27 protein-coding genes are annotated in these 24,622 nt (G+C 45.5%); 15 read left to right on the top strand and 12 right to left on the bottom strand.

What is annotated here, in order from left to right; translation table 11 throughout:
* The first annotated feature begins 27 nt into the window (after nucleotides 1-27).
* Both ZMTM_RS03050 and ZMTM_RS03045 read left to right on the top strand, forming a co-directional pair.
* The gene (locus tag ZMTM_RS03050; RefSeq protein WP_221764869.1) at nucleotides 28-1,092 is read left to right on the top strand and encodes an LLM class flavin-dependent oxidoreductase; all 1,065 of its coding nucleotides are present in this window, start codon (nucleotides 28-30) and stop codon (nucleotides 1,090-1,092) included.
* A gap of 18 nt (nucleotides 1,093-1,110) precedes the next feature.
* Nucleotides 1,111-2,286 carry an LLM class flavin-dependent oxidoreductase gene (locus ZMTM_RS03045; RefSeq protein WP_221764868.1) on the top strand — a complete coding sequence of 392 codons (1,176 nt, stop codon included), beginning with the start codon at nucleotides 1,111-1,113 and terminating at the stop codon, nucleotides 2,284-2,286.
* A gap of 254 nt (nucleotides 2,287-2,540) precedes the next feature.
* Here ZMTM_RS03045 and ZMTM_RS03040 read toward each other — a convergent pair whose 3' ends face one another.
* Nucleotides 2,541-3,053, bottom strand: coding sequence for a hypothetical protein (locus tag ZMTM_RS03040; protein ID WP_221764867.1), 513 nt, complete (start codon nucleotides 3,051-3,053; stop codon nucleotides 2,541-2,543).
* Between the two features lie 97 nt (nucleotides 3,054-3,150).
* Between ZMTM_RS03040 and ZMTM_RS03035 the strand changes: the two genes are divergently transcribed.
* On the top strand, nucleotides 3,151-3,408 hold the full coding sequence (locus ZMTM_RS03035; RefSeq protein WP_221764866.1) for a hypothetical protein: 258 nt from the start codon (nucleotides 3,151-3,153) through the stop codon (nucleotides 3,406-3,408).
* A 147-nt stretch (nucleotides 3,409-3,555) separates the two neighbouring features.
* Nucleotides 3,556-3,870, top strand: coding sequence for a helix-turn-helix domain-containing protein (locus tag ZMTM_RS03030; protein ID WP_221764865.1), 315 nt, complete (start codon nucleotides 3,556-3,558; stop codon nucleotides 3,868-3,870).
* A gap of 283 nt (nucleotides 3,871-4,153) precedes the next feature.
* Here the strand turns inward: ZMTM_RS03030 and ZMTM_RS03025 are convergent, their stop codons facing one another.
* From ZMTM_RS03025 to ZMTM_RS03000, 6 genes are all read right to left on the bottom strand, one after another.
* Nucleotides 4,154-4,363, bottom strand: a complete 210-nt coding sequence (locus tag ZMTM_RS03025; protein ID WP_221764864.1) for a hypothetical protein — start codon at nucleotides 4,361-4,363, stop codon at nucleotides 4,154-4,156.
* A gap of 22 nt (nucleotides 4,364-4,385) precedes the next feature.
* Nucleotides 4,386-4,637 (bottom strand): hypothetical protein, encoded by a 252-nt coding sequence (locus tag ZMTM_RS03020; RefSeq protein WP_221764863.1) that lies wholly within the window; start codon nucleotides 4,635-4,637, stop codon nucleotides 4,386-4,388.
* 87 nt (nucleotides 4,638-4,724) lie between these two features.
* Nucleotides 4,725-5,066 carry a hypothetical protein gene (locus tag ZMTM_RS03015; protein ID WP_221764862.1) on the bottom strand — a complete coding sequence of 114 codons (342 nt, stop codon included), beginning with the start codon at nucleotides 5,064-5,066 and terminating at the stop codon, nucleotides 4,725-4,727.
* Nucleotides 5,067-5,512: 446 nt separating this feature from the next.
* The gene (locus ZMTM_RS03010; protein ID WP_221764861.1) at nucleotides 5,513-6,754 is read right to left on the bottom strand and encodes an MFS transporter; all 1,242 of its coding nucleotides are present in this window, start codon (nucleotides 6,752-6,754) and stop codon (nucleotides 5,513-5,515) included.
* Between the two features lie 274 nt (nucleotides 6,755-7,028).
* Nucleotides 7,029-8,156 carry an NAD(P)/FAD-dependent oxidoreductase gene (locus ZMTM_RS03005; protein WP_221764860.1) on the bottom strand — a complete coding sequence of 376 codons (1,128 nt, stop codon included), beginning with the start codon at nucleotides 8,154-8,156 and terminating at the stop codon, nucleotides 7,029-7,031.
* 27 nt (nucleotides 8,157-8,183) lie between these two features.
* On the bottom strand, nucleotides 8,184-9,029 hold the full coding sequence (locus ZMTM_RS03000) for a pirin family protein (protein WP_221764859.1): 846 nt from the start codon (nucleotides 9,027-9,029) through the stop codon (nucleotides 8,184-8,186).
* An 83-nt stretch (nucleotides 9,030-9,112) separates the two neighbouring features.
* On the opposite strand from ZMTM_RS03000, the gene ZMTM_RS02995 reads away from it, so the two are divergent.
* The 5 genes from ZMTM_RS02995 to ZMTM_RS02975 all read left to right on the top strand — a co-directional run bounded on the left by ZMTM_RS02995 (nucleotide 9,113) and on the right by ZMTM_RS02975 (nucleotide 13,670).
* Nucleotides 9,113-9,514 (top strand): winged helix-turn-helix transcriptional regulator, encoded by a 402-nt coding sequence (locus tag ZMTM_RS02995; RefSeq protein ID WP_221764858.1) that lies wholly within the window; start codon nucleotides 9,113-9,115, stop codon nucleotides 9,512-9,514.
* 85 nt (nucleotides 9,515-9,599) lie between these two features.
* A complete protein-coding gene (locus ZMTM_RS02990; protein WP_221764857.1) occupies nucleotides 9,600-9,992 on the top strand; it encodes a nuclear transport factor 2 family protein in 393 nt (130 codons plus the stop codon).
* A 271-nt stretch (nucleotides 9,993-10,263) separates the two neighbouring features.
* A complete protein-coding gene (locus tag ZMTM_RS02985; RefSeq protein ID WP_221764856.1) occupies nucleotides 10,264-11,859 on the top strand; it encodes an inorganic phosphate transporter in 1,596 nt (531 codons plus the stop codon).
* A gap of 73 nt (nucleotides 11,860-11,932) precedes the next feature.
* Complete coding sequence (locus tag ZMTM_RS02980) at nucleotides 11,933-12,934, top strand: transporter (protein ID WP_221764855.1); 1,002 nt, start codon at nucleotides 11,933-11,935, stop codon at nucleotides 12,932-12,934.
* 499 nt (nucleotides 12,935-13,433) lie between these two features.
* On the top strand, nucleotides 13,434-13,670 hold the full coding sequence (locus ZMTM_RS02975) for a hypothetical protein (protein WP_221764854.1): 237 nt from the start codon (nucleotides 13,434-13,436) through the stop codon (nucleotides 13,668-13,670).
* Between the two features lie 507 nt (nucleotides 13,671-14,177).
* Here ZMTM_RS02975 and ZMTM_RS02970 read toward each other — a convergent pair.
* Together ZMTM_RS02970 and ZMTM_RS02965 are read right to left on the bottom strand one after the other, a co-directional pair.
* Complete coding sequence (locus tag ZMTM_RS02970) at nucleotides 14,178-15,053, bottom strand: FecR domain-containing protein (RefSeq protein ID WP_221764853.1); 876 nt, start codon at nucleotides 15,051-15,053, stop codon at nucleotides 14,178-14,180.
* An 83-nt stretch (nucleotides 15,054-15,136) separates the two neighbouring features.
* Nucleotides 15,137-16,051, bottom strand: a complete 915-nt coding sequence (locus tag ZMTM_RS02965; RefSeq protein ID WP_221764852.1) for a LysR substrate-binding domain-containing protein — start codon at nucleotides 16,049-16,051, stop codon at nucleotides 15,137-15,139.
* A 173-nt stretch (nucleotides 16,052-16,224) separates the two neighbouring features.
* Here ZMTM_RS02965 and ZMTM_RS02960 point away from each other — a divergent pair, with 173 nt between their 5' ends.
* Both ZMTM_RS02960 and ZMTM_RS02955 read left to right on the top strand, forming a co-directional pair.
* Nucleotides 16,225-16,926, top strand: coding sequence for a pirin family protein (locus ZMTM_RS02960; protein WP_221764851.1), 702 nt, complete (start codon nucleotides 16,225-16,227; stop codon nucleotides 16,924-16,926).
* 305 nt (nucleotides 16,927-17,231) lie between these two features.
* The gene (locus ZMTM_RS02955; protein WP_221764850.1) at nucleotides 17,232-17,933 is read left to right on the top strand and encodes a PEP-CTERM sorting domain-containing protein; all 702 of its coding nucleotides are present in this window, start codon (nucleotides 17,232-17,234) and stop codon (nucleotides 17,931-17,933) included.
* Between the two features lie 59 nt (nucleotides 17,934-17,992).
* Here ZMTM_RS02955 and ZMTM_RS02950 read toward each other — a convergent pair whose 3' ends face one another.
* Nucleotides 17,993-18,454, bottom strand: a complete 462-nt coding sequence (locus ZMTM_RS02950) for a hypothetical protein (RefSeq protein WP_221764849.1) — start codon at nucleotides 18,452-18,454, stop codon at nucleotides 17,993-17,995.
* Between the two features lie 109 nt (nucleotides 18,455-18,563).
* Complete coding sequence (locus ZMTM_RS02945) at nucleotides 18,564-18,755, bottom strand: YjfB family protein (RefSeq protein ID WP_221764848.1); 192 nt, start codon at nucleotides 18,753-18,755, stop codon at nucleotides 18,564-18,566.
* Between the two features lie 197 nt (nucleotides 18,756-18,952).
* Here ZMTM_RS02945 and ZMTM_RS02940 point away from each other — a divergent pair, with 197 nt between their 5' ends.
* From ZMTM_RS02940 to ZMTM_RS02925, 4 genes are all read left to right on the top strand, one after another.
* Nucleotides 18,953-20,704, top strand: a complete 1,752-nt coding sequence (locus ZMTM_RS02940; protein ID WP_221764847.1) for an ABC transporter transmembrane domain-containing protein — start codon at nucleotides 18,953-18,955, stop codon at nucleotides 20,702-20,704.
* A gap of 8 nt (nucleotides 20,705-20,712) precedes the next feature.
* Nucleotides 20,713-21,363 (top strand): DUF1345 domain-containing protein, encoded by a 651-nt coding sequence (locus ZMTM_RS02935; protein WP_225907071.1) that lies wholly within the window; start codon nucleotides 20,713-20,715, stop codon nucleotides 21,361-21,363.
* A gap of 122 nt (nucleotides 21,364-21,485) precedes the next feature.
* On the top strand, nucleotides 21,486-23,549 hold the full coding sequence (gene glgX, locus ZMTM_RS02930) for a glycogen debranching protein GlgX (RefSeq protein WP_221764845.1): 2,064 nt from the start codon (nucleotides 21,486-21,488) through the stop codon (nucleotides 23,547-23,549).
* Between the two features lie 38 nt (nucleotides 23,550-23,587).
* Nucleotides 23,588-24,295: a Crp/Fnr family transcriptional regulator gene (locus ZMTM_RS02925; RefSeq protein ID WP_221764844.1), complete on the top strand. Its 708-nt coding sequence runs from the start codon at nucleotides 23,588-23,590 to the stop codon at nucleotides 24,293-24,295.
* A gap of 29 nt (nucleotides 24,296-24,324) precedes the next feature.
* Here the strand turns inward: ZMTM_RS02925 and ZMTM_RS02920 are convergent, their stop codons facing one another.
* Nucleotides 24,325-24,504, bottom strand: a complete 180-nt coding sequence (locus ZMTM_RS02920) for a hypothetical protein (RefSeq protein ID WP_221764843.1) — start codon at nucleotides 24,502-24,504, stop codon at nucleotides 24,325-24,327.
* Nucleotides 24,505-24,622 lie beyond the last annotated feature (118 nt).

Raw genomic sequence — 24,622 nt, 5'->3', positions numbered from 1 at the left:
ATATGTAAAAGCCTGAGGAGCAGGGTAATGACGATAGAATTTTTCTGGCAATTGCCAACCGCTGGCGATGGTCGTTACGCAGATGCAAAAAGCCATAAGCGCGGCGAGCGCGATAAAGGCGGTGCAGCGTATTTTGGTCAAGGCGTGACAGATCCACGCGGGACACAATATAACTACTTTGACCATTTACACCAGATTGCCAAGGCGGCAGAGTTGGCGCATTTTGATGGCATACAGGTACACAATGATCCTGAAGGCGATGAAAGCTGGATAGTCGCTGGTTATCTGACGCGCAGTACCAAGAACCTTACCGTGCTGACTGAGTTTGATGCTTCACGCGGTTCAGCCGTCTATGCGGCAAAAAATGCGGTGAGTTACCAGCGTTTCAGCAATAGCCGCTTTGCCTGGCAGATTTCTACTGGCGGCGATGAAAAGCAGCGCCATCGCGATGGTGATTTTGTGGATGAGGCCGATATCAATCCACGGATTGAAGAGTTTTTGACGGTAGCCCGTAACGTAATTACGCAGACTTCATATAGCTTCAAGGGCCGTTTCTTTGAAGTGCTGGAAGGTGGTTTCAAAGGGCCTTTATCCAATCAAAAAGTACCTACAGTCTATCTGGCTGGCAATACGGCAGATTCTTATGCGCTGTCAGCGAGACAAGCCGATGTGCACGTGCTGGACGCGGGTCATCTTGATCTGGTGCGGGCGGATGCCTCCAGGCTACATACTCTAGCAGCGGCTGAAGGCCGCCAGTTACGCATAGGTCTGCGAATTGACCTGCTTGCTCGCGAAACCCAAGAAGAGGCCGAATTCGATGCCAGGCGCTATCTGGAACAAAGCGGCGGCCAGCGTGCTTTCGGCAACTCAGCATTATGGAATGGCCTGACCACCAAACAGAATGGTGCTAAGGCGACACTGGTTGGTAGTTTCGAACAAGTGGCCGAGCAGCTCATTGCTTATCTGGATGCAGGCGTCAGCAGCTTTATTCTGTCTGCCATCCCCAGCCTGGAAGAAGCTTATCGCATAGGCGAAAACGTGCTGCCAGCGCTGCATGCCCATATTCAAGCCACGCAACAGCGTGCTGCCTAATCAAGTCAGGAGTTAACAATGGCAATCGATATTTTTTGGCGTATTCCTACCCATGGCGAGCCTAGCTCACTACGCAACAAACTACAGCATAGAGGTGATTGGTCACAACAGCAGGGCGACCATGTAGTGCATAGAGGCTTAGTCGCAGGTGGTGGTGACGATGGATTCAATTCACTCGACTACATTGCAGAAGTCGCCAGAGCGGCCGAAATTTCAGGCTTTCATGGTGGTCTTATACCATCATTCCCGATGACGGATGAGCCTTGGGCTATCTCTTCATTCCTTGCACGTGAGACCAAGACTTTCCGTTTCATGATCGCCTTTCAGCCTGGCTTCCTTAATCCAGTTGTAGCAGCGCGCATGACAGCCAGCCTGCAACGCGCAACTGGCGGACGTGCTTTATATAACGTGATTACTGGCGGTGGTGGCCCTGCTCAATTATGGTGGGGCGATGTTGCGCCGCATGATGATCGCTATGCCCGTACAACCGAGTTTCTTGATGTGCTGCGCGGCCTATGGAAAGGCGGTTCATTCTCGCACCATGGCAAGTTCTACCATATTGAAGATGGTGGTTTGCCAGAAGCATTGTTAGGCCAAGAATTCCCTGAGATTTACTTCTCAGGTTCATCTGATGCGGCCTTAGCTTCAGCCTCCAAACATGCTGAATACTATCTTTCATGGCTTGAGCCTTTCGATCAACTCCGCGATAAATTCAATCGCGTAAAAGAACGTACCGATGCACTTGGTCGCAAGATTAAATGCGCTGTTCGCGTAGATATCATTGCCAGAGCTACAGAAGAAGAAGCCTGGCGTGAAGTGCGCCGTGGCTTTGAAAGTCTGGATAGTGAAGCAATCGCGCGCTACAAAGCTTTTGTCGGCATGTCTGGAGATTCTGTAGGCGCAAACCGTCAACGCAGTGCTACGCCTAAAGAGTTCAAGAGCTATGAGGAATTCATTACACATCGCAATATCTGGTCTGGCTTCAGCCTGCTACGTGGCGGGCAAACACAGGGAATTGTCGGCAGTTATGAACAGGTGGCAGAACGTCTGGATGACCTAGTTCAACTTGGCGCAGATGCTTTCATCCTCGCTAGCACACCACATCTCGAAGAAGCCTATCGTGTTGGCGAAGAGGTCTTGCCTCTAGTCCGTGGACATGACGAAAGAGTGATTGAACTCAGGGCTGCTGGCTAAACTCAGAGCAGAAATCAAGATGAGCCAATTATCTAATATGGGTGAAAGGTTCTTTTTGAACTCTGACAATCTAATAATGGGTGTGTATCAGGGATAATGTATTTTGGTTTTGAGTGTCGGCTATTGGCCCAGACTGTGTAAAAACGTCCCCTTTCCTTTTGGTATAATCACTCAACGGAATCCGTTGGAGCGATTGTATGAAGCGTTTCATTCAAGGCGGAGAACCGCCATTCTTGAATGGCAGTTCTCTAATTTTAAAAATGAGAGCTATTGCCCACATTATCTTTTCTGTAATCCCAGCTGTATGCTGGGCAGACTACGCCACCTATTCTCGGCATTCCAGACCAATGACATTTCTTATCTCCTGGGACAGAGGCTATTCCTTCGACTGTGCCAAGTTTCCCTGCTTCTACACTCGCTTTTAGATAGCTGCATTTGTCTGAACCTGTAAGACAGTTTTCGGATAGTGTCATCTCTTTTGGAGCTAATGCGACGACCCCAATAGCGCCATCTGCATAACCAAATGCTGATAGCACAAATACAGCTTTGTAATCATCCTGATGTGAGCATCTTGCATCTTTATTGCCCGTTTTGTCACAGATGTATTTCACTGAACCTTGAGCATCCAAATCAGTGCTATGTATGCCATACACTGAACCGCTATGAAGATTGTTGTTCTGATTCTTGATGACTGTGTTAATGCTGCCACAGGCACTTAAAGCTAGCAGCGTAATGCTGATGAATAGCAATCCTTTGAAATTTCTCATGAGTAACTCTCTTTCATTTGTTTGAATATGTTGGAAGATTCGAATGTGTTGAGCGTAACTGCTCCAGAGTATTTACCGGATCAGCCATACCTGATTAGTGACGTATCGATGCAAACAGCCCCAGAAACATGTAGACGAGGCAGAGGGCTATGAAGCCGAGCACGAACTTACCCGTCCCAGTGAGCTTGCCTCCGCGCTCGTAGAACACTACGCCGCAGAATGGGCAGAGGAACTGGGTCCGCATGTGATGCAGACTGGGCAGGAACCAGCGACGGTAATGCCAGAGTCTCGGTACAATCTGTTTATTGCAACTGGTGCATTGAATGTGATCCATAGTGTTTCCTTCCAAAGTTAACTTTTAAATGGTTGTTGATGATGGATTAAGCTTGCGCATTGCGTTTCGGTGAAGCTCTCTCCACCCCATGGATGCGTAGGACTTTGTTGTTGTGATTACTACGCATAACGTAGAGCATTGACTGGATTATTCTACGACCATCGTAGAATGTCAAAACCCCCACAAACTCTGTTCGGTACCAGACTTCGTGAAGCCCGTCTCCTGACTGGCATCGCCCAGGACAAGCTGGGTGCCATGATCGGGATCGACGAACTGGCCAGTAGTGCTCGTATCTCTCGATATGAGACAGGTACGCATGTCCCGTCCTATGAGATCGCTGAGCTGCTGGCTAAGGTGCTCAAGATTCCTACTGTCTATTTCTATTGCCGGGATGACCGTATGGCCAAACTGTTGCTTGAGATCGACCGACTGGATATCGAACAGGTCGAGCATCTGGTTAAGCTCGTGTCTGCTTCGAAATAGATAAAGCTGATTTAGCGTCGAGATGCTGTTTCACCTGTAGGTCAGGTAAAGTCATATAGCTGCTAGCCAATACGGTGATCATTACGCTCCCAATAATCTGGTAGAGCAGACGGTTAAATGCAAATCGAATCGAAAGAGTCATGCTTTAAGTCTCCTTGTATAGAGGGGGTGATCAAGTAGTGATCACCCTTATTCTCCATGTATTTAAAATTAATCAAGTCAGCCCAAAAAGTAGCTTTGCTGACTTAGCTTGGATTCATCTGGGCAAAGCCAGAAGTGCGAGTTATTCCTCTAAGAGGAAGCTCAGGAGGACGGCAGACATCAACATCCCTTCGGGAGTATCCGTCAGTGCCCAGCTTGCAGCGGCTTCAATGAAGGCTTGGTTATATTCATTCACCGTTCTGGGTAATTGACTACGCCCAGTCTCCTTCAGATAGTTCGCTGCATCTCCACCAGTCAGTCTTAACCGGTGACCTAATCGTATGATCGCCATACACATCCTTTGCAGGGTCAAGTTATTTGGATGGATTTCTGAAATAGGCCTCTATCTCTTTCCATGCCTGGGTGAAAGATTCCCGGAACAACTGATAGATGAGTGTCCAGTCTCCTATCCGGAAATAGAGGTAGAGCACGATGAGGGTCAGCAAGACATATACTGCGGCAACGACTATGAACAGGGCTGCGATCAACCCGAAGTGCAGGTAGTGATTGACCAGCATCATGAAAATCAGCATGAGCATGGCCATTACCATGGCTAATGGGGGCATTGGGACTCCGATATCAAGAGAGCGTTAATAGAGAAAATAAAGATAGAGAGATGAAATGAATCAGCTGAGAAACACAGCCTCACAGACTCAACTGAGTCGTTTACGCAGATGCTGGTCTATGCGATAAAACATTGATGCATCCTCAACGACCAGGCCGACATGGGCTATTGCACCAAGGCCCAGCATCAATTTCATGGCGAAGTCGAAACCAGTCAACGACCACAGTAGGAAGTGATTGAGCATGGGATGTACACAACTCAGCCCAAAGGCGATAAATAGATAGAGCTGGAAGATGGCGGCCCAGGTCTCCATGTCTTTACCCGCCAATAGCCGGGGAATGCCGATAAGACCTAAGGGGGAGATGGATAAGAGAAAAAGGTGATAAGCCTTGGCTTGCGAGGCTTTGATATTGGAAATTTCTTGCATCATAAGATCCTTGTAGAGTTGAGAATCCATCCCCTGAAGAAACAGAACCAAACAAAGAACTAAAACATCAGGGATGTGAAACCAGTCTACGGATTTCTGTGAAATTGCAAGGTTGTCTAGAATAGAAGACTTGGGGGAGTTAATCAGCTAAATTGTGCTTCCGGCATTTCTAAGCTGTGTATTACGGTGAAATCTGCCACTGATAATTATTTAAAGTAGCCAGTTTCCGCTATCGACCCAAAGCGGTCATTTAGGTATCCCGTTTAACTCACAGGCAGCAGCCCAGCAAAGCCAGAGATTAAATATTCGATCTAGCTCACTTTCTCTTTCGAGGCATAAAAGATTGAAGGTCTACGTAAAAAAGCAATATGCATTTTTTGCATTAGAAGATGATGCGAAATCGCGTAGTAGTGACCTAAAAACACATTCAGCAAGATTGCTAATCTTAATTATGCATTCGCGATTGCTCGTTGGGATAGTTCTTGCTGAATGCGCAAAACTAACACTGCAGAAATCATGACGGTTACGATCATGACATATCCAACGACTGGGAAATGTTGCAATTTTCCATCAGTCCCAAATGAAACAATGTGCCCAGCTATTACCGAGGCAATACCACCAGAGAACTGCTGAATGGAAGCGCTGACTGCATTAAAAGAACCACGTTTGGTCTGCTCAGGCACGGAGGACACCAAAGCCTGAAATGGTATCAAGCGGGAAAATATGCCAGTGAACATCAAAACATTCACTAAAATCACTGTCGTAAGCGGGACATTACCTAAGTGGGTATAGATTAATACCATTACCACAGTGACGAAACTTCCCAGAATGAATACCGGTAATTTTCCAAAGGCATCCGCAGCCTTGCCAACCAAAGGACCCACAAAAATTGTAAATATACCTGTCAGAAAATAGATGGTCGGGAGATGTTCAATTTTGATGCCTATGTTATTAACCGTGAAAGCACTACTAAAAGGCATCAACATGAACCCGCCCGTAGTCAACAACGCGGTGGTAGCGAATGCTGATAAATAACGTGGATCTTTAATTGTGCTTAGCAGGTGGTGAAATGCACTTCTTTCTGGAGGAGCTGCAAGGTGGTCAACGATTGGCCGCAACTTAAATAGCATAACTAAGCCTCCCGCAAGACCAAAAATGACCATAACCAGAAATGGTGCATGCCAGTTCCATCGACTTGAAAGGTACAAGCCGACAGGCAAGCCAAGAATCTGACTGGCGCCAAAGGCAGTTTGAATCAGCCCCATCACTCTCCCACGAAGTTGAACCGCGAATAAATCAGTGGCAATCGCCAGAACGATTGAGCCTATGACTCCACCAAATATTCCTGTGACGATGCGTGCTAAAAGAAGCATTGGGAAAGTTTGTGCAAGCCCACACCAAAGGGTACTAAGCACAAATCCCGTGTAGAAGAAAAGCAAAAGCTTCTTACGATCGTATCGATCAGCAAAGCCTGCAACTAATAGACCGCTCAATCCGGCACTAAAAGCATAAGCTGACACTATCATTGAAAACTGCTTAGTAGTAATCACCATTGCAGGCATGATCAAGGCGCCTAATGGAGCAATAATCATGAAATCCAGGATGATGGAAAACTGCAAGAATGCCAACAAACCTACGACTAATTTTTGGTAAGAAGAAAACTTGCTGCTTTGAGTAGAACTAGGGGACATATACTTTAGTATTCTGCAAGAGTATTCTGCAAGAGTATTCTGCAAGCACCTGTCTCGGTGCTTATCTATGATTAACTTAAGGCGGGCAACTATACCATTTTGGTTCTACTTGTTAAAACATTGCCTGTGTTTAATGAATTGATTGTCCCCATCGGCCTTTAGCCTCGCGCGGCTTTAGTTATCGCCATTTTTGATAACATCTTCTTTTCTGTGTGCGGAGCGAAGGTTTGTCCTTCGCTCCGCCGCAATGCTTATGCAACTTGCTTCAGTGAATTCAGGTTTTAGTGGGATTCAGTCCGAGATCCTTACGATATTTGCCTACGAACATGTTCTGAGATTTCATATTTCTGGCAATAAATGAGAAGCGGAGTTGACCGAATGGCAGAGAACTGAGGCCATCATTGCGACCTAGCGTGAGTATCATCAACTTGCCAAGCCCTTTGCCTGGAACTTTTGGTGCATAAGGCTTGAGCTTTGTGTCCTTCGCAAAGGATTTAGAGGCAAGCGCCTTCAGATTTTCAACAATGCTCACAACATGGAATGATGCTGTGATCGCAAGCCGTCCCTCCGGTAGATTGGTTACATCACCCGCGACAAAAATATTGGGATGCTGTTCAAGCCTTAAATAACTATCTGTCTTGATGAGGCCGTTAGCTTCAACTAACTCTGGCCATGATGTTTTAACAAAATCTGTCAGTGGTTTTGCGCCTGCGGCCCACACTACGGTATCGGCATCGAGAACACGACCGCTTTTCAATTTTATCTTGCCATCAACCGGCTGTTCGCCAAGTTTGGGTTCAACCACCAAGTCTTTAAGAATGATGGTCACACCTTTCGATTCGAGGTCTTTTTTTGCCCATTCTGGGAATTTATCAGGAGCGTTTTCTAGCAACCTATCTGCAGCATGAACCAATGTGACGGGTATTTTTGGAAATGTCTCACGCAGCTCCGCTGTAATCTCCACTCCGACGGGACCGCCACCAATAACCACAATTCTGCGGGCAGCTTTCAATCTTTGATGGGCAACTTCGATTTCTGCGATACGTTCCAGTTCTGTAGCCTTTTCAGCTTTTATGAGAGGGTCGATATAACGTGAGCCAGTCGAAATAACCGCATAGTCAAATGGGATGGTTTCGCTGCCGTTTGAAGTCTCCACTATTACGCTGTTGTTCGCAATGCGTGTCGCGTATCCCTGTACATGTCGAGCGTCAGGTAAAAAACTCTTGAACGTCATTCTAGCCGGTAACTCGTCTGGCTGTACTAGCAACCGAGGGAGCGCCATGGGGACTTCCCAGTAAGTCTTGGGGTCAATTAGAGTGACCTCCATAATAGCGCTGAGATCATGAGCAATCTTATGACCGGCAGCACCACCGCCTACAACAACTAATTTTTTTCTATTCATGAATTTTTTCCTATTCTGAGTTGGGTTTTAGTAATGGATAAGAGCTGCTGCGGCAGGGGTTTTTCTGAGATCGGCTATATTACGCTCGCCCTCATCCAAGGCAGCAGGACTGGTATGCACAGAATAAGCACCCATCACGAGGGGATAGGGGTGCTTAGCGGCTGACCCGATGACAAGTTCAACATCGCCTTCGGCAGCCAGATGAATCGGATCATTTCCGTTGGCAAAAATCGCCATTTCACGCTCTAGCGTGACGCCACTTGTGTGTAGCTTGCCCTTGTTGAGTGCTAGCCAAGCGATGTTGTGGTCGGCATTCGGGGTATAAGTCCATAGCTGACCGTCTTTCAATTGAACATGCAGGTAGTTAATTGACATCGGCAGGTAGAAAGGACTGGATTTGCGCGAATACTGCCCGAGCAGAATGCGCGCTGGGCCGTCGCTTTCAATATGATGAGATTCGAGGTATAGACTTTCGGCTGGCTCAAGTTCTAGTTCCGGCGGTAGCGCAAGCCACAACTGATAACCACGCATGGCTTGTCCTTGGGTCGGGGTACCTGCATGCCAGACACCTGCACCAGCGCGCATCCATTCAATAGAACCTGCAGATAGCGAACCCGATTTTCCTGAAGTGTCAGCGTAAGTCATGCTTCCCTCCAGAGTTACCGTAAGGGTTGCAATTCCTGAATGTGGGTGAGGCGGGAAGCCGCGTCCCTGAAAATTTTCAGCCTCGAAGAGATCAAGAAAGACAAAAGGCTTGGTGGCGTGCCCTAAATCGTCAGGGCTTATAAAACGTGTAATAAAGCCATGCCTGTCTCCCTTCGTTCGGTGGACGATAGCGCGAGAAGACTCAACGAGAAGTTTCTGATTTTTCATGCTAGTATTCCTTTGTCATGTAGTATTCTTTTGTTACCAGAACTATATACAATACTAATAGAAGCCCACAAGGAGGCACATTATTGAAACTAGATAACAAACCTGTAACCTCTGATATCCGCAAACATCTGCCTGGTGAGTGTCAAATAGTTGCTTCTATCCTTTCGCGCATTGGCGACAAGTGGACAGTATTGACAATCATGCTGCTCGTAGCAGGACCCAAACGCTTCAATGAACTCAAAAGGATGATCGGTGGTATTTCCCAACGCATGCTCGCGCTTACGTTGCGTGGGCTAGAGCGTGACGGTGTCGTTACGCGTACAGTGACTCCAACAGTTCCGCCGCGCGTCGATTACGAGTTAACCGAACTCGGGCATTCACTGCGCGTGCCAATAGAGGCACTTGGAAACTGGACTTTCTCTAATGTGCCAGCTGTTCTGGAGGCAAGAGAAAAGTTTGATAAACAACAGAAGGGTAAGGTGTGAAGGTGTGAAGGTGTGAAGGTGTGAAGGTTTAAATGATGAATAGCCACAAAAAGCACATAAGCTGTCATATCCTGGAGATTTGAACATGAGTGAAGCTCTGGAACTGAACAAACAAAACGCGATGGCATTTTATGAACTGATGTTCAATGAGTGCAAACCTGCAGAAGCAATTGAGCGCTATGCAGGTGACAGTTATACCCAGCACAATCCACACGTAGCAGATGGGAAGAAAGCCTTTATCGAGTATTTTGAGCGTATGGCCAAAGACTACCCAGGTAAGCGCGTTTCTTTCAAACGCTCGATCGCTGAGGGAAGTCTGGTTGTTCTACACTGCCACCAGTACTGGCCCAGTGACGCAAATAAGGACTGGGCGGGCATCGACATCTTCCGCTTTGACGAAATGGGAAAGATAGTTGAACACTGGGATGTACTGCAAGTAGTGCCAGTTCAGAGCGCGAATTCAAACACGGTATTCTAGTTCTCTTTGGTCTCCAACCTGGATACCAATACCTTTAATTGTCTTTATCAACCCTACTTGCCGTGCGGGGGAGTTATCAATAAGGCCGCCTTTGGTAAAAATATCTAGTCCTAACCTTTTATTCCCTGGCTTTCATGAGGGATGTCATGACATTTGAATGCTCTGTGAATCTTGAGGTAATGTATTCTGCAATGGGATGAGGAGGATTTTGTCATCAAATTGACACTAAATTGGCGAAGAATGGCAACAATCCATCCTTCAGGAAATCAATATGAGCGCCATCAGCATCCATTCCTCTGAGAAGCCAAGTTTCGATAAAAAACCGGGCTTAATGACAGCGATTATATTTATCGCGCTATTGATAGGCGGATTAGCATTTACAGCATTCAGTCTGATGCACGATGTCACGGATACAGGCGTGAAGGCCACTACCATATTGCCTTATATTTTGCTGGGGGTTGCGCTGCTAATTGCGCTTGGCTTTGAATTCGTAAACGGTTTTCACGATACAGCGAACGCCGTAGCCACCGTTATTTATACGCACTCTCTTCCGCCTAATTTCGCTGTGCTCTGGTCAGGATTTTTCAATTTTCTAGGTGTGCTGTTTTCTAGCGGCGCAGTAGCCTTCGGCATTATTTCATTGCTGCCAGTTGAACTGATTCTGCAGGTCGGTTCAGGTGCGGGGTTTGCAATGGTGTTTGCGCTTCTTATTGCAGCCATCATTTGGAATCTAGGTACATGGTTATTAGGTTTGCCAGCTTCTTCTTCACACACATTAATAGGTTCTATCATTGGTGTGGGCGTTGCCAATGCATTGATGCATGGCCGCACAGGAACAAGTGGTGTCGATTGGGCGCAAGCCACCAAAGTTGGTTATTCACTACTGTTGTCCCCACTGATCGGATTCGTATTTGCTGCACTGTTATTACTGGCATTAAAAGCATTCGTAAAGAATAAAGAACTGTATGCAGAGCCAAAAGGTAAGAAGGCGCCGCCCATCTGGATTCGTGGATTATTGATACTGACCTGCACAGGCGTATCGTTTGCGCATGGCTCCAATGACGGTCAAAAAGGTATGGGCTTAATCATGCTAATACTAGTGGGTACTGTACCCATGGCTTATGCGCTAAACAGGGCCATGCCTGTAGATCAAATGACTCAGTTCGTCGCTGTGGCACAAGTGACACAACAATCCTTAGTGAAGTCTGTTCCTGGTGCTGCCTCTGCAGAACCACGACAAGCTATCTCAGACTATATTCGTACTAAAGAATATAACGCTAATGTAGTGCCCTCTCTGGCAGCACTTACTGGGAAGATCGGTAGCCAAGTAAAACAGTATGGTTCATTTGACCATGTTCCTAGTGAAAGTGTAGGTAACGTACGTAACGATATGTACCTTGCTTCAGAAGCCATTCGACTTATTGGTAAAGATAAAGCAGTAAGCTTTGATGATGATACAAAGAAGAATGTGGATGCCTTTAAGAAAGAGATCGACTCATCTACCAAGTTCATTCCGCTATGGGTCAAAGTCGCAGTGGCGATTGCCCTTGGTTTAGGTACGATGGTTGGCTGGAAGCGCATTGTAGTGACTGTGGGAGAGAAGATCGGCAAGACTCATCTAACCTATGCACAAGGCGCATCTGCAGAGTTAGTTGCTATGACGATGATTGGTGCTGCAGATATGTACGGCTTACCTGTCTCGACAACACACGTATTGTCTTCTGGCGTGGCAGGTACGATGGCTGCCAATAAATCAGGGCTGCAATGGTCAACGATTAAGAGTTTGTTAACCGCCTGGGTTCTAACATTGCCTATGGCGATGCTTTTATCGGGTTCTCTGTATTGGTTATTTACCCGCTTATTCTAGTTTTGCTCCTCAGCAATTTGCCCATGTTTGAATAAAGCATGGGCTTTTTTTTATTCCGATATTGGATATACCTATGCAGTCACCCGATTATTTCCAGGAGCAAAATTGCCTGATATGTGCATTCCTATTTACTAGTAATGGGCTAGGTAAGCCTATTGATCTGGACACTGCGATGGCTTGGCTGAATAACGTTCAGATAGATACCCAAGAATTCATATGGATGCATTTCAATTTAGCCGATCAAACTGCTGAACGTTGGATGCACGCTAACCTTAAGTTACCTGTGGAGTTTTATGAAACCCTTAATGATGAGTCTCGTTCCACGCGTATTGAAGATGTAGAAGAAAATCTGATCGCGATAGTGAATGACGTCGCATTCAAATTCTCCTTCGAGCCATCAGAAATCGCCACTTTATGGATGAACGTTAATAGGGTGGCACTCATCAGCGCTCGAACCCATCCATTGCATTCCATCAATGAACTGCGATTAGCCGTAAAAAATGAAGAGAAATTTAATTCGCCGATGGCATTACTGATTCACCTGATGCATGACCAGGGTGATGCTCTCGTCAAGATAGCGAGGGAAGCCACCCAAAAAGTGGATGATATAGAAGATGAATTATTGAAAGATACTTTGAAAACCCAACGCGCTGATCTTGGGAAGTTGCGACGCGTTCTAGTCAGGCTTCAACGCTTGTTAGCACCAGAGCCAGCAGCCTTATTCCGATTACTACAGCATTCACCAAACTGGATAAAGGAAGATGATCTCAATGAACTCAGGCAAGGAACAGAAGAATTCTCTGTGGTCATTCGTGACATGTCAGCTTTACAGGAACGCATCAAATTATTGCAAGAGGAAATGGGCGCGCAGATCAGTGAACACACGAATCGCAATTTGTTCACGTTGACCATAGTGACAGTGCTAGCTTTGCCTATCAACATCATTGCAGGTTTGCTAGGCATGAATGTCGGTGGTATCCCTCTGGCTGATAGCCCGCATGGTTTTATCACAATCGTGGGCATCGTCGTGACGTTTACAGTTTTGGCAGTAGGTATTGCTTTTAAGAATCGCTAGTCTGAAGGATGTGTGAAATACTTAGGTTACCTATAGCCCTAGATACTCCAACCCACACTACTTCAACTGAAACATCTACATCTTCCACCTCGATATAATGTCGACCCTCCTGATTCATTATTCTGGCATAGGGCATGTACGCGACATGATCAAACTGTTTATTTTCATTCTGACGCCAGATTGAGCCGTCCGCAAAAAAGAACATGGTACTTTGATTACGAAAGCCTTTGAATTTCCCAAACAAAGTACCTTGTTGAACAAGCATTGACGTACCTAGTATTTAAAATATTTGAATCTGAACAGCTTATCTACTCCATGCAGATTTGTGAGAGCTGATATTGCATTCATCCTGACAATAATCAGTTAGGTAAAGCGGCTTCATTTTCTCACTAATTAGTGCCAATAAATAGCCATATTCTATTTTGTCATTGTCACAAAAATAGCATCAGCCTACAAATCAATGTAGATTGCCTAAAACTTACCCTAGGAAATAAGCGCGATGAAGATTAAATCCTGTAAAGAAGAGTACTTATTAAAAGCTCAAAAATTGAGTAAGGAAGAGACTGAAAGGCTACTTTCCCGAATGTCTCAGAAAACGCTTAAGCGTTTAGAAGACCTTACTACTGAAGAAATCATTGGGATTCAGATGGAGATCGAAGAAGACCAACTGAACGAGTGGCGAGCCAAGATGACTCTGATCAAGGAATTTGATATTAAGAAAAAAAGTAAGTTATAACTTTAAGAATTGCCCAATAACAATGAACTGCCTGAATAAAACTGGGCAATCAACAGATATCAAGAGTAAGAATGAATGGCCGCTATTGGCCGATAGCGGAAGCTGACAACTTTTGATAATTATAGATGACCACTTTGAATAACGGTTGGTGGCCTGCTTGGAAAGTTATAGGTGTCAGGTTTCACAGTAATACGCAGCTGTCCAGATTAGGACTTTCATACGGAAATTAATTGGCTAAAATATGTGCTATGGATATTGTTGAGCCATTTAATAATCAATGGGTTAATTGCTAACATCATGTATTTATATAGCACGAGTTTTTACATCTAAATTATTGTATAAATTGATAATTTTTTATTAATGAGGACTTGGCTACGAACCAAGGGGTCAGGAGTTCGAATCTCTTCGGGCGCACCATATAAAAAAACGAGTTAAGCTGATAAAGGCTTAACTCGTTTTTTTGCGATACGTTCTTGCTACTTTTTAGTGCCACTCTAATTTCATTGCTTAGTTTTTAGTAACCCGTGCCACTTCTAGCCCATATTTTTGTGTCAATAAGTCTGTAGCGCCTCGCGCCTCTGCCTTGCTGACAAAATGATCAAGATGCAGCTGGTAGCGCTTGTGGTGGTTGTATGTAAATTCACGCGTTTGAATATCGTAACCTTGTTCGCGATACATGCTGCCTGCACGCTCAGCCGCTTGCCGGCTATTATATGCCCCAAGATTCACATGCCAAATGCCATCAGGATTTGTAGCGCCAGCGTTTTCAATCAAGTCCGTTTCTTTAGCTAGCGCATTCACTGTAGGCTGCGTCAGATGGCTTAATGGTGACGGCAGTTGGTTAATATTGGCTGCATACACAGAGAGCGGCTCAGCGATTACTTCAGTTGCCCCGCTGGTGTGAGTGACTTCAATCGTTCCCTCCAGTAACGCTACCAGGTCTTCCTGGTCATCCACTATTCCCCAAATGTCGGTACCGCGAATGCCCGCGGTAATCGTGCCTAACTTCACATTGATTTCGCGATGATTACTGGATTTACTTAATACGCTTGTGGTAAATCGGAATGCACCTTTGACCACATTCAATATTCCACGATACACGTTATCTTTATCAATTCCCGCATCGACGTCCTGTAATGCGAAAGTCGCATTTTGACCTAGTTTAACAGTGCTGCCCTCAGCCAGCTTGAGCGATACTCGCGCCTGGCTTCCCGTTAAAATGCGATCATTATTCTGTAGCTGGAGACCCGATACCAAAGGCTTGGTCAGGTTTCCACGCTGCAGCCATGCTGGCGCCTCCACATTATCCACCACCCCGATTTCACCTGCATTGACCTGCATAATCCCCAACAACCAACCTAGCAATACATATTTTTTTAACATTCTGTTTTCCGATTCAATGATTGATAGTTATACGAAGGCGCTTAATAATTGGATGCAAAACTTGTTATTGAAAATTCATTTAATTATTGAATATCCACACACATTTTCTCAAATATTCCTGGGTGCTTCATTTGCTTAATCCACCATTTTGCGGCCTGTCCCGATTCACTCGTCCTCCAAACTAAAGAAATAGCCTCGGGTTGGCGAGGTTCTTTAACCTGCTTCTCAACAAGCAAACCCTGATTTAAAGCCTGTATTGCGAATGGCTTGGGCAGAAAACCAAAGCCAAGCCCCGCAATCTGGTAATCCAGTTTTGTGTGCATGTCAGGCACCGCGAGCGTATCTTGCCCAAACAGCAATCCAATTGTTCTTGGTGCCATCTTTCTGACTGAGTCACTTACTGTAATCGCTTTGTAGGGATGCAAGTCCTCTTTACCTAAAAGCTTATCGATTTTTGCGAGGGGATGACCAGGCGAGACCGCAAACACGAACTCCATGAACCCAATAACAGCAGAATTGTAACCGCCTCCAGATGGGCCTTCACCAGCAGCGCCTATCAGGATGTCCGCGCGCCCATCCAGCAAGGCTTCCCATGTGCCAGACAGCGACTCCTTGATGATCCGTAATCTTGTTTTATCAGCAATTTTGTAAAACTCCTGGATATCACCTGTAAGAGATCGAAGCGGGAAAATTGAGTCCATGCAAATGGTAAGTTCGGTCTCCCAACCGGAAGCAACACGCCGAACTCTATTTTCTAGGTCTACTGCTGCTTTTAAAAGATATCGACCTTCACTCAGCAATTCCATACCTGCTATGGTCAACTCAACTTTTGGGCCTGAGCGCTCATATAGCTGAACACCTAAATCTTGCTCGAGCTTGGCGACAGAATATGAAATCGTCGATGGGACTTTATGTAATTCATTGCCTGCCGATGCAAAAGATCCAAGCCTGTCGATTGCATCAAGAATCAATAATCCATCTAGGCTAATTTTAAACATTCGAATTTTTCGATGATTTGTTCATAATATTTCCGTTTTTCATCTACATAATTTAGGTTCATACTGCATTTAATCCTGATGGAAGGCAATATTTAGCAAAAAATTCCGTTCGAAATTATCGCATATTAAACTTGGTGACGGTGGGGATACCGAATCGAATGAAAGGAAAGATCATGTTACAAGTACACAAAAGTAACCAACGCGGTGCTGCAGACCATGGCTGGCTGCAATCTAACCATACATTTTCATTTGGTCATTATTACAACCCTGAGCAAATGGGGTTTGGCCCATTAGTCGTGATCAATGAAGATCGCGTTCAACCTGGTAAAGGTTTCGGCACCCACGGCCATGAGGACATGGAAATTATTTCCTACGTCTTGAATGGTGCACTGGAACATAAAGACAGCCTGGGTACGGGCTCAGTTATTCGCTACGGTGATGTACAACGGATGAGCGCTGGCACTGGAGTTCGTCATAGTGAATTTAATCATTCACAGGATGATCGTGTGCACTTCCTACAAATTTGGATTGAGCCAAATGTAAAAGGCATACCACCCAGCTACGAAGAAAAGCATTTCGAAGTAGCTTCAAAAACTGGCAAGTTGAGACTGATTGCATCTCCAGATGGTAAAGATGGTTCGGTATTGATTCATCAAGATGCCAGCATTTATGCCTCAATCATGAATGGTGATGATCACCTTGAATATGCCATGGCAGAAAAACGCCTGGGATATGTGCATGTGATTCGTGGCACAGTGGAAATTAATGGTCAGAAATTGAGCGCTGGTGATGCATTAAAGCTAAGCGATGTAACGCATATCGAATTCAAGAACGCCAGCGATGCAGAATTCTTGTTATTTGATCTGCCTTACTAAGTTAAAAGGGTTTATGTATTTACCTTATGCATAGCAGCGAAGTAAAAACAGAAAGGGCTAGCGCCTAAGCTAGCCCTTTCTGTTTGTGTGCTGCCCAAAGTTTGAAGCTGACTTCATAGGACTAGCTCTAACGGGCTATTGTCTAAATTTCACAGAATGTTATCTTGCGTACCGTTATATCTAAATCTACTAAATAGTTGATTTTAAAAATTCTAATTCATAAAAGGCAGCTTGCAATGCTAACAATAAAATCTAAATTTAAACTGGGGTTGGCTAAATTGTCGGGGATGTTTGTTTTAGCCACAATGTTATTAAATGTTAATGCTGCGTTTGCAGATACGATTGACTTAAAAGAAACTGGTTCTGCGTATGGTTATAGCACGGGCCATATCACACCGAGCCCATATGGCGCATCAACCAGCGCTTATGTCTACGTGGGTGGGTTTCAGATGACCAACTTATCCCCAACCAGCACAGATTTCGCCAGCGTAGGCGGCTCATTCGTTGCATGGTGTGTAGATCCACTTCATTGGCTCAGCTCAAGTGCATTCACCTATAACATTGGCGGCACATCAGACATGCTATCAGCTGGTGGCTTTAGTACGTCTAGAGTAAATAGCCTTCAGAGTTTGGCTGACAATTTTTATGGTAGCGTCAATAGCACCACCAGCTCTGCTGCATTCCAAGTAGCTACATGGAGCATACTGTATGGCACCGAAAGTGCTGGGACTTACAGCTTTGCAAGTGGAACATTCACCGCTACTGGCCTAGACTCAAGTGTAAGCAGTCTTGCTAGCTCTTATTTGAGCGGCCTGAGTACTGTAGCCCCACATAAATATGCCATTAGCTATCTCTACGATAATAGCTACACAGGTGCTGGCGGCACGACGACTCAAGACCTCGTTACCTTTACCGCACTCCCTGTGCCAGAACCAGCAACTGGCCTGATGATGTTAGCTGGCATTGGTCTGATTGGATTCAAGGTAAAACGTCGTACAGCTGCATAACGAATTATTCAGTAAAAAGAAAACCCTGCCTTAGCAGGGTTTTTGTTTATCTACCAATCTTACTTCGCGGCTTTAACGTAGTCACAAGCTTCAACAACCTTATCTCGCAATAGCTTACTCTCAGCGAGCGCTGCAGGGTATTGCACTGAGGCCAATAGTTGGTTGATGTCAGGCACCCCAAAATCACAATCCTTACTAAATCGATTTTTCGCAATACCGATAAATTCATCAATCACTTTTTTGTCTTTGGTATTCACCATTGACGCACGTATCAGACTGAGCTGATATAAATTGGTCACATCATAATTCAGCTGGTTAAAATCGTAGATGAGGTTATCCACCGCCAATCTGTCTGTGAGCACGGATATGCCTGACATTTCGTTGGCCAGATTATTCAGGTTGCTGAGATGCTCTGCCAAATACAGCGAAGTACCTTTGAAATAGTTTGGCTCTGCCGCTTGCGCTGACATAGATGTAGAACCAAGCAGCAATAGACTGCATATAGCGAAAAATATTCTCATTTTAAATGCCTCCTCAATCTTTATTAGCTAAATCTGATTGATAAGAGTATCGCTCATTGGATTAATTCAATTTACGATTAAGACAAAGTTTATTTGGCGAATATACGGACTAAGCGGTTGTATTGATGTTCTGACCGAGATGGGATGGCAGGTTTTGCACATTTTGAATCGCACTAATCAACGCAAGCGCTGAGCGAGCTTGCGAATCAGCAGCTTTATTCAATGGTGTGTAGCCAGAATTATTGCTAAATTTCTGGCTGACCATTTGCGTATTTGTGGGTATTAAGTTTGTAGAACTCATAGTCGTTAATTTATACCTGCCACATCAATTTGTCATGGCCTAATGATGAGATTATGTTGATATGTGACATAAATTGATTACCCTACAATCCAGAACCTAAGCATGAGACTATTTGTCCTAGATATCGAATACTCAATAAAGCTTCTTACGAGTGGCATAATCGCCACGCTTACACCTAAAAATCCATTGGATAAACATTGAACTCATTGACTGATTTATGGCCGTTTCTGAAGCCTTACCGCCTCAGGATTTTTTTGGCTTTTATACTGCTGTGCTTAGGCTCAGCCACCATTCTGGTCGTCCCCCTAGCGTTCAGGGATTTAATTGATTTTGGTTTCGGCCAGCAAACCAACACTGGCAAAGGCTTACTAGGGTCATTGAGTTTGAACGGACATTTTGTTGCTCTGTTCGCCCTAGCTGCACTGTGGGGGCTGACTGTTTCAGCACGGTTTTATACCGTTTCATGGGTAGGTGAACGCGTCACCGCAGATTTACGTAGTGCTGTGTATTCAAGGGTGCTCTCGCAATCACCAGAATTCTTTGAGACTTTGCAAACGGGTGAAGTCTTATCACGACTCACTGGTGACACCACGCTCATTCAGACTGTAGTAGGTAGCTCCGTCTCAATGGGCTTGCGTAGCCTGTTTCAATTCCTGGGTGGAATGGTCATGTTGGCAGTCACCAGCTTCTATCTGTTCTCGCTGAATCTTGGTTTGCTAGTCATGGTGATGCTCCCGATTATTGCTGTCGGCAGAAAAGTTAAAAAACTCTCAAAAGAGTCACAAGACAAAATTGCCGATGCATCTGCATTGGCGGGTGAGATTCTAAATGCAGTGCCTACTGTGCAGTCTTACACGCAAGAGCGGCATGAACAGAAACGGTTTTCTGATCGTGCCGAATTAAGCTTTCTCACGGCTATTCGCCGCACCAAAGTACGCTCGGCTCTTACGGCACTGATTATTACTGCAGTCATGGGTGCCATCATCTTTGTACTGTGGGTTGGAGCAAATGAAGTGCGGCATGGCAGCATGTCAGGCGGGCAACTGGCTTCGTTTGTGCTCTATGCCTTATTGGTGGCAGGTGGCGTGGGCACCATGTCTGAAGTATGGGGCGACATCATGCGTGCGGCAGGCGCTACAGAGCGACTGCTTGAATTGCTAAATGCAAAGCCCTCCATCATTGTAGCTTCAAATCCAGAATTAATTCCCACCCCAAATAATGTGAGCATCGAGTTCAAGGATGTCAGCTTCAGCTATCCATCTCGCTTGAAATCGCAGGCGCTGGAGCATGTCAACCTAGAGATTAAATCGGGTGAGAGTATTGCCTTAGTCGGCCCTTCTGGCGCAGGGAAAACCACATTCTTTCAACTCATATTGCGATTTTACGATGTCACACAAGGTAGCATTTTGTTGAACGGCGTCGATCTGCGGCAACTTTCCCTACAAGATTTCCGCAGGTATATCGCCATCGTCTCGCAAGACCCAGTCATATTCTCGGCTAACGCTATTGAAAACATTCGCTATGGCAGGCCTGAAGCCAGTGATGAAGAAGTGTTAAAAGCGGCAAAAGCCGCTCAGGTAGATGAATTCATCAGCAGATTACCAAACGGCTATCAGACATTCTTAGGTGAGCGTGGCACTAGGCTCTCGGGCGGTCAACGCCAGCGGATTGCTATCGCGCGAGCCATCTTGAAGAATGCACCCCTACTTCTGCTTGATGAAGCAACTAGCGCGCTAGATGCAGAGTCCGAATTGCTAGTACAAGAAGGCCTGAATGCTGCAATCAAAGACCGTACGACAATTGTGATTGCCCACCGTCTGGCAACTGTACAAAAGGTAGATCGCATAGTCGTACTAGAACAAGGCAAAATCGTGGAAACAGGCACACCAGCCGATTTATTAAAACAAAGTGGACTTTACGCGCGGCTGGCGAGTTTGCAATTTAAATGAAATTAACCATGCTTACCTCGCTGCCCAAACGACCGCGCCTTCTGATCGCCCTTGTGGCAGGCATCATGATTGCGATGGTTTTACCGCACGACTGGAGTTTAGTCACCCGAATATTAACCGGGTGGAATGCAGGCGTTTGGTCTTATCTGGCGCTCATGGGTTGGTTAATCACCAAAGCAGACCATGCACAAATACAGCGAATCTCGGCGCAAGAAGATAAAGGCGCAATTGCGGTATTGGCCATCATGTCACTTTCGGCGGTATTCAGCCTGGCCGCCATCGGTTTTGAATTGGCTTCAGTAAGTAATCTTGCAACGCATGAACGTATTAGCCACTATATTTTGACGATCATTACTGTTCTAAGCTCTTGGTTGCTGGTGGGGATTATTTTTACGTTTCATTATGCGCATACGTTTTATCTGTCAGACAAAACAAAACGCGCATTCATGTTCCCTGATAAAAAATCCAACCCCGATTATTGGGATTTTCTCTATTTGGCGTTCACCATTGCAGCAGCCGCGCAAACCTCTGATGTCAGCGTGATGACAAGCTCAGCCCGTAAAGCAGTCACAGCGCAGTCCATCCTGAGCTTTCTCTTTAATGCGGCAGTGATTGGGCTTTTGATCAATATCGCAGCAGGCATCATTGGCAGTCATTAAGCCCGCGTAGGAATAGCCCTACATTCAATTCTCCGCTCTACCTATAGATGAGAGTCGTCACTTTTATTAAATTCATTGATGGGTACTTAATCAACTAAATCTTAAAAACAGAGTGACGAGCCATGAGAACAATCAAAGAAGGATCACCTTACCCTAGAGGCGCTAGTTTTGATGGTAAGGGGACAAATTTTGCATTGTTTTCAGACCATGCAAGCAGCGTCACTTTGTGTCTTTTCAATAAAGATGGTAGCTCAGAGACCGAGCGTATACAGCTAAAAGAATGTACTAATGGCGTATGGCATGGCTATCTGGATGATATCAAGCCTGGCCAACTATATGGTTACCGTGTAGATGGCTCATGGGCACCCACAGAAGGTCAGCGATTCAATCAAAACAAGTTGCTGCTAGACCCATATGCCAGAAAGCTATCAGGCGCTATTAAATGGGATGATTCACTATACGGATATACCATTAGCGATGCTGCAGATGCTGATTTAACGATGGATGAGCGTGACAGCGCCAGCTTTATGCCCAAGGCCATCGTGATTGACCCAGCGACGCTAGTTAAAAGCAAAAAGCCTAATATACGCTGGCCAAAAACCATCATTTATGAGGCGCATGTCAAAGGCTTGACCATGCAGCATCCGCTGATCCCCCATGATATTCGTGGCACATTTGCAGCGCTTAGTGATTCAGCCCTTATCAGCCATCTGCAAAAAATCGGGATTACTGCGATTGAGTTGTTACCCATTCACGCCTTTAGCCAAGATCGCCACTTGCTTGAGAAAAATCTAGCCAACTACTGGGGCTATAACACACTCTCCTTTTTTGCCCCTGAACCTGACTATATGAACTCAGGCGAATTGGAAGAAATTGCAAAAACGGTAGATACACTCCACCAAGCGGGGATCGAAGTGATTTTGGATGTGGTCTATAACCATACCTGTGAGGGTAATCATCTAGGCCCTACTTTGTCATTCAAAGGCATTGATAACCTGAGCTACTACAGAGAGTTGCCAGGTAACCCAAGGTATTACGACAACCTGACGGGCTGTGGCAATGCCTTAAATACCAGCCACCCTAAAGTGCTGCAAATGGTGATGGATAGCTTACGCATGTGGGCAACCGTATATGGCATTGATGGCTTCAGGTTCGACTTGGCGCTCACGCTGGGGCGTAATGAAAATGGCTTCAGCAGAGATCACGCATTATTTCATGCCATGCTACAAGACCCGATACTCACCAAATGCAAACTCATTGCTGAACCTTGGGATGTGGGCCCAGGTGGTTTTCAACTTGGATCATTCCCGCCTGGATTTTCAGAGTGGAACGGTGATTACCGTGATGTCACACGAGAATTCTGGACGGGTAAAGAAGGCACATTGTCCAAATTTGCCAACCGCTTTGCTGCATCAAGCGATCTGTTTAATGAACAGCACCGCAGGCCTTGGTCTAGCGTTAACTTTATTACAGCGCATGATGGCTTCACCCTGCACGACCTGGTTTCATATAACGAAAAACACAACGATGCGAATGGTGAAGATAGCAATGATGGCGCTAACGATAACCGCAGCTGGAATTGTGGAGCCGAAGGTGAAACTGATTCAACCGAGATCAATGCCTTAAGAAGTCAGCAAAAACGCAATTTTCTTGCGACGCTATTTCTATCTCAAGGTATCCCCATGCTATTGGCGGGCGATGAGCTCAATAACTCGCAATCTGGCAATAACAACACTTATTGCCAAGATAACGAGATTGGCTGGGTGAATTGGGATAAAGCAGACGATAGCTTGATTGATTTTGTGGGTGACCTCGCTGCACTGCGCAAAGAACACAATGCAATATCCAGAGCCGAATTTCTCACAGGCAAGCTTAATGAACAAGGCAACTCAGATGTAAGCTGGTTTAATGTGAATGGCGAGGCAATGTCTGATGAGCAGTGGAACGACCCCAATAACAAGGCGGTGGTGGTCAAATTTGTGTCTAAAGATAAAAATGAATGTGCTGTGTTAGTCTGCATCAATGCATCTCACGTTGAAGTAGAAGCAAAATTACCTGATGATGATCAGCATAAGTGGAAGCAGTTAATTGACAGTACTTTGAGTGAGGCCGACACAACCGCTCAAACTGCCATTAAGCTAGCCCCTAGGTCGTTGCGTATTTACGAAAGCAATACGCCTACATAATGATAACCACGAACCTGTAATCTTTTTGAGAGCCGAGATTGAGCAACCGCCGCAGCCCAGATAAAAACCGATTTCTTGCCAAATTAAATACTGCCACCTATGAGCAGCTTTTACCTGATCTGGAGTTGGTAGCTTTTATTCGCGACGGCGATTTATATCACCACACTGGCGTGATTGATTATATCTACTTCCCCGTCACCAGTATTGTTGCCATGGTCAATGTACTGCAAGACGGTACATCACCTGAAGTAGCTGCTATCGGCAATGACGGCTTGATAGGCACTAACCTGCTTTTGGGAGTGCAATCACCAACCACCAAGTTTATTGTGCAAAGCGCTGGGTTTGGCTACAGGATTAAAGCGGATTTGATCAAAAAACTTTTCGATAGCGATATTGAATTCAGAGACTTAACGCTACGTTATGTGCACCTGCTGATGAGCCAATCGATACAGATTGCAGCATGCAACCGTTATCACAGTATTGAACAACAACTATGTCGATTTTTATTGAGTTGCCTCGACCGCTGGAACTCTAATCGCATCAGCCTTACCCACCAGCGTGTGGCGGATTTACTGGGAGTCAGGCGTGCCAGCGTATCTGAAGCTTCCGCAAAATTAGCCGATGCGGCTTATATTAAATACCACCGTGGCTGTGTGACGATTCTTGACCGAAAAGGCCTAGAGAATGAGGTGTGTGAGTGTTACCAAGTGGTCAAATCTGAGACCGATACGCTGTTAAAAGAATAAGCATCCATCTCTCATAGCGCATGTTCATTTCATGCCGCAAGTAGATGGTACCTGCCATCTATCACCGCATAGTCAGGGATAAACTCCTTGGTGCGCATGATAGGCAAACCCACCTGGCGTTGAATCTCCTCCAGCGTTGCTTTAAAAGGCTGAGTCTCAAAATCATCAGTCACTTCGTCGTACAGTTTGTATGAATATACGTATGCCATTTGTTATACCTCGAATCAAAAATCAATGATTTACTATAGGCTTTTGCAATCACGCTCACAGTCGGCATAAGGTTTAACTTTTAGTCAGCGCACTCCTACGAAGACTTAAGTATCGAAT

This window comes from Methyloradius palustris (genome assembly GCF_019703875.1).
Lineage (GTDB): Bacteria > Pseudomonadota > Gammaproteobacteria > Burkholderiales > Methylophilaceae > Methyloradius > Methyloradius palustris.
The sequence above is the reverse complement of the archived record's forward strand: the minus strand, read 5'-3'. Positions and strand labels throughout refer to the sequence as shown.

Excerpts from the sequence above, each read along its gene's own strand:
- ZMTM_RS03010 (WP_221764861.1), bottom strand. The coding sequence starts at position 6,754 with ATGTCCCCTAGTTCTACTCAAAGCAGCAAGTTTTCTTCTTACCAAAAA.
- ZMTM_RS02960 (WP_221764851.1), top strand. The coding sequence starts at position 16,225 with ATGTTACAAGTACACAAAAGTAACCAACGCGGTGCTGCAGACCATGGC.
- ZMTM_RS02935 (WP_225907071.1), top strand. The coding sequence starts at position 20,713 with ATGCTTACCTCGCTGCCCAAACGACCGCGCCTTCTGATCGCCCTTGTG.
- ZMTM_RS02945 (WP_221764848.1), bottom strand. The coding sequence starts at position 18,755 with ATGAGTTCTACAAACTTAATACCCACAAATACGCAAATGGTCAGCCAG.
- ZMTM_RS02920 (WP_221764843.1), bottom strand. The coding sequence starts at position 24,504 with ATGGCATACGTATATTCATACAAACTGTACGACGAAGTGACTGATGAT.
- glgX (WP_221764845.1), top strand. The coding sequence starts at position 21,486 with ATGAGAACAATCAAAGAAGGATCACCTTACCCTAGAGGCGCTAGTTTT.
- ZMTM_RS03030 (WP_221764865.1), top strand. The coding sequence starts at position 3,556 with ATGTCAAAACCCCCACAAACTCTGTTCGGTACCAGACTTCGTGAAGCC.
- ZMTM_RS02975 (WP_221764854.1), top strand. The coding sequence starts at position 13,434 with ATGAAGATTAAATCCTGTAAAGAAGAGTACTTATTAAAAGCTCAAAAA.
- ZMTM_RS03025 (WP_221764864.1), bottom strand. The coding sequence starts at position 4,363 with ATGGCGATCATACGATTAGGTCACCGGTTAAGACTGACTGGTGGAGAT.
- ZMTM_RS02980 (WP_221764855.1), top strand. The coding sequence starts at position 11,933 with ATGCAGTCACCCGATTATTTCCAGGAGCAAAATTGCCTGATATGTGCA.
- ZMTM_RS03050 (WP_221764869.1), top strand. The coding sequence starts at position 28 with ATGACGATAGAATTTTTCTGGCAATTGCCAACCGCTGGCGATGGTCGT.
- ZMTM_RS03015 (WP_221764862.1), bottom strand. The coding sequence starts at position 5,066 with ATGATGCAAGAAATTTCCAATATCAAAGCCTCGCAAGCCAAGGCTTAT.
- ZMTM_RS02985 (WP_221764856.1), top strand. The coding sequence starts at position 10,264 with ATGAGCGCCATCAGCATCCATTCCTCTGAGAAGCCAAGTTTCGATAAA.
- ZMTM_RS02990 (WP_221764857.1), top strand. The coding sequence starts at position 9,600 with ATGAGTGAAGCTCTGGAACTGAACAAACAAAACGCGATGGCATTTTAT.
- ZMTM_RS03020 (WP_221764863.1), bottom strand. The coding sequence starts at position 4,637 with ATGCCCCCATTAGCCATGGTAATGGCCATGCTCATGCTGATTTTCATG.
- ZMTM_RS02965 (WP_221764852.1), bottom strand. The coding sequence starts at position 16,051 with ATGTTTAAAATTAGCCTAGATGGATTATTGATTCTTGATGCAATCGAC.
- ZMTM_RS02950 (WP_221764849.1), bottom strand. The coding sequence starts at position 18,454 with ATGAGAATATTTTTCGCTATATGCAGTCTATTGCTGCTTGGTTCTACA.
- ZMTM_RS03000 (WP_221764859.1), bottom strand. The coding sequence starts at position 9,029 with ATGAAAAATCAGAAACTTCTCGTTGAGTCTTCTCGCGCTATCGTCCAC.
- ZMTM_RS02970 (WP_221764853.1), bottom strand. The coding sequence starts at position 15,053 with ATGTTAAAAAAATATGTATTGCTAGGTTGGTTGTTGGGGATTATGCAG.
- ZMTM_RS03005 (WP_221764860.1), bottom strand. The coding sequence starts at position 8,156 with ATGAATAGAAAAAAATTAGTTGTTGTAGGCGGTGGTGCTGCCGGTCAT.
- ZMTM_RS02955 (WP_221764850.1), top strand. The coding sequence starts at position 17,232 with ATGTTATTAAATGTTAATGCTGCGTTTGCAGATACGATTGACTTAAAA.
- ZMTM_RS03040 (WP_221764867.1), bottom strand. The coding sequence starts at position 3,053 with ATGAGAAATTTCAAAGGATTGCTATTCATCAGCATTACGCTGCTAGCT.
- ZMTM_RS03045 (WP_221764868.1), top strand. The coding sequence starts at position 1,111 with ATGGCAATCGATATTTTTTGGCGTATTCCTACCCATGGCGAGCCTAGC.